The 2928-nt window shown below is 70.6% G+C and carries 3 protein-coding genes and 1 pseudogene; 1 reads left to right on the plus strand and 3 read right to left on the minus strand.

The window, feature by feature from the left end; all coding sequences use genetic code 11:
* Positions 1-156 precede the first annotated feature (156 nt).
* Positions 157-435 (plus strand): annotated as a pseudogene (locus MKK75_RS26105) (EamA family transporter); the annotation flags it as partial.
* A gap of 291 nt (positions 436-726) precedes the next feature.
* On the opposite strand, the gene MKK75_RS26110 reads toward MKK75_RS26105, so the two are convergent.
* The 3 genes from MKK75_RS26110 to MKK75_RS26120 form a co-directional block, all read right to left on the minus strand.
* Positions 727-1761: a biotin-dependent carboxyltransferase family protein gene (locus tag MKK75_RS26110; protein ID WP_244045398.1), complete on the minus strand. Its 1035-nt coding sequence runs from the start codon at positions 1759-1761 to the stop codon at positions 727-729.
* On the minus strand, positions 1758-2480 hold the full coding sequence (locus tag MKK75_RS26115) for a 5-oxoprolinase subunit B family protein (protein WP_244045399.1): 723 nt from the start codon (positions 2478-2480) through the stop codon (positions 1758-1760). The genes MKK75_RS26110 and MKK75_RS26115 overlap by 4 nt, the downstream gene beginning before the upstream one ends.
* Positions 2477-2928, minus strand: a 452-nt coding sequence (locus tag MKK75_RS26120; protein ID WP_244045400.1) for a LamB/YcsF family protein, incomplete at its 5' end; no start/stop codon positions are given. The genes MKK75_RS26120 and MKK75_RS26115, both read right to left, overlap by 4 nt.

Raw genomic sequence — 2928 nt, forward strand, 5'->3', positions numbered from 1 at the left:
CGTTCTCCGCCTGCCGCAGGGCAAAGGCGATCTGTTCGTTCGTGAAGCGTTTGCGAGGCATGGCATCCACCCTCCTTCAGGGTTCAGGATGCCCGAAAAACTCGCGCTCAGTGCGGACCAGTTTGGTGGGTCAGGGTCACGAGTCACTTCGCCGCCCTCTGGGATGGGCGGGTGCTCATCTGCCTCGGCGTGATGGTGATCGGCGGCTCGCTGATCGCCTTCTCGATCTTCCTCTGGCTGGTGCGGGATTGGGGCGCGTTCCGCGCCGGCATGTACGCCTTCGTTAGCCCGGTGATCGCGGTCGCGATCGGCGTCATCTACGCACACGAGCCCTTTGGATGGGAGGAGGTATCGGGTATGGGGATCATGCTCGCCGCGACCGCTTTGGCGCTCGCCGAGCGATCACGTATGCAGGTGGACCAAGCGGCCTCTTGAGCAGTTCATGACGGAAGGCGCACGCAATCGCTTCCCAACTCGGTTGCGCCTCCGTCACAGCTTGCGCGGCGAGATCACATTTGGCTGCAGTGGGTGCAAAGCGGTCGACCGGATCTGGCGGTAAGTCGCACGGCCGGTCTTGGACCGGCAAGCCACCAGAAACGGATGGCGGGGTACGGTCCTCGGTCCTGTGCGCGGCTTGGCGTGGGGAATGTGATGCCGGCCCTCTGGCAGCCGTATCTCGTTTCGGAACGGGGCAGCGGCACACAGGCGTCACCAAACTGGATGCGCCTACCAATGAGTGTGCTCCCAAGGCCGGCCGTCGGTGACGCCGTCGACGAGGTTGAGGCCGAGCAGGAAATCGGGCGCGAAATCCGTCCGCACCACCGGCTCGCGCGCGGCCGGGCTACACAGGACTTTTACCTCGCCACGCCGGGCCGCAACCGCATCGGCGATCGACACCGCCCGGAAGGCGATCTGCGCACCGCCGCGAACCTGGGCCAGCCGGCCGAGATCGGGCCCGATCACCGTGGCGATCTTCGGATAGCCCCCGGTCGACTGCCGGTCCGCCATCAGCACAATGGGCAGGCCGTTGCCCGGCACTTGGATCGCGCCCATCGCTACCCCGTCGGAGACGATGTCGTGCCCCCTGGCGTGCTTGAGCGGCGTCCCGTCTAGGAAGCAGGCCATGCGGTCGCCGCGGGGCGAGACGGTCCAGGGACCGCCGAGGAAGGCGGCGACTTGGTCGGGCGCGAAATAGTCGTCCTGTGGGCCGAGCACCACGCGGACCGTGTCCGGAGCGCGGTCGAGCCACGGGGCGACGAGCCTATGGGGTGCGCGCTCGCCAGGGCGGCCATCCGCCACCGGGATCCGGTCGCCCGCGGCCAGCCCGCGCCCATCGAGACCGCCGACGCTAGAGCGCGTGTGGGTCGCCAGGGAGCTCAATACCGGGGCGAGATCGAGCCGGCCCTGGACGGCGAGGTAGCCCCAGGACCCGGTGTCTCCAGCGCGCACGACCAAGCTCCGGCCCGGCTCTAAAGTGAGCGCGACGGCCGGCGGCAGCGGCTCGCCGTCGAGGGCGATGCGGAAGCCCGTCGAGGCGAGCGCGAGCCCGAGGGGGCCGCCCTCGACCCCGACCGTGACCCCGCCAGTCGAGATCTCGATCGCCGCCGCGTCGAGGGTGTTGCCGGCCGCCCGGTTAGCAGTGGCGTGCATCAGCGGGTCCATCGGCCCGGCGGCGGTGAAGCCGTAGCGCAGGTAGCCGTGCCGGCCGCCATCCTGCAGGGTGATGCCAGGGCCGGCGGCCTCGATGATGAGAACACTCATGTAGCAAGCCCGCGTCGAGCCACAGGCTCGCCCGATGCCTCGCGGGTGACCAGCGCGTCGAAGGTCGCTGCGTCCACCGGCTCGAACCGGATCGCGTCACCGGCTTCCACGAAGAAGCTCTCGGCGCGCTCGGGGGCGTAGAGCCGGGACGGCGTGGCGCCGACCACGTACCAGCCGGTGGGCATCGGCACGGTGGCGACCGCGGCGAGGCCACCACCGACCACAACGGCGTTTCGCGGGTGCGGTGGGCGCGGGCTCGCGCGCCTCGCGACAGCGAGGTCCTCCGGGAGACCGCCGAGGTAGGCGAAGCCCGGAGCGAAGCCGTACATGTAGACTCGGTAGGTCGCCGCGGCATGTTGCGCGACCACCGCCTCGGCCGACAGCCCGGCACGCCCGGCGAGTTCGGCGACATCCTCCCCGTGCGGGGCGTCGTAACAGCAGGGCAGCGTCCACAGGGTGGCCGCACCCGTGCGCGCCGCGGCGCTCCCGGTCAGCCGCAGCACGTGGTCGACGAGCCGCGCCCGGTCGAGAACGAGAGGGTCGTAGTGCAGCATCAGGGAGCGGTAGGTCGGCACCCGCTCGCGCAGGCCCTGCGGCGGGTCGGCGGCGAGCGCCTCGTCGAGCGCCAGCACCCGGTCGTTGAGCGTCGGATCGACGGTGTTGCCGAACTCCACGACGAGGGCCGCCTCGCCCGCGTCGAGGAGGCGGGGGACGCTCATGGCCGGAACGGGGCTAGCGTCACGCCGCCGCCCTCCAGGATGGCGCGGACGGCGCGCGCGGTGGCCACCGCGTGGGCGGTGTCGCCGTGGACGCAGATTGAGCGGATCGGCGTCGGCAATTCCCGGCCCGATGCCGTCAGGATGATGTCCCCCTGGACCATGCGCAGCACCCGGTCGGCGGCCGCGTCCGGGTCCGTGACGAAGGCGCCGGGCTGGCTGCGCGGGATCAGCAACCCGTCCTCGGTGTAGCCGCGATCAGCAAAAATCTCCTGGTGGACCTCAAGCCCCGCCGCCTCCCCCGCCGCCACCTGCGCGCTCAGCGCGATGGCGAGTAGGGCGAGATTCGGATCGACGGCCCTGACCGCGCGGGCGACCGCGTCGGCCACCGAACGCTCCTCAGCCGCGATGTTGCCGAGCGCCCCATGTGTCTTGACGTAGGTGATGCGGT

The sequence above is a fragment of the Methylobacterium sp. J-030 genome, assembly GCF_022829545.1.
Classification (GTDB): Bacteria; Pseudomonadota; Alphaproteobacteria; order Rhizobiales; family Beijerinckiaceae; genus Methylobacterium.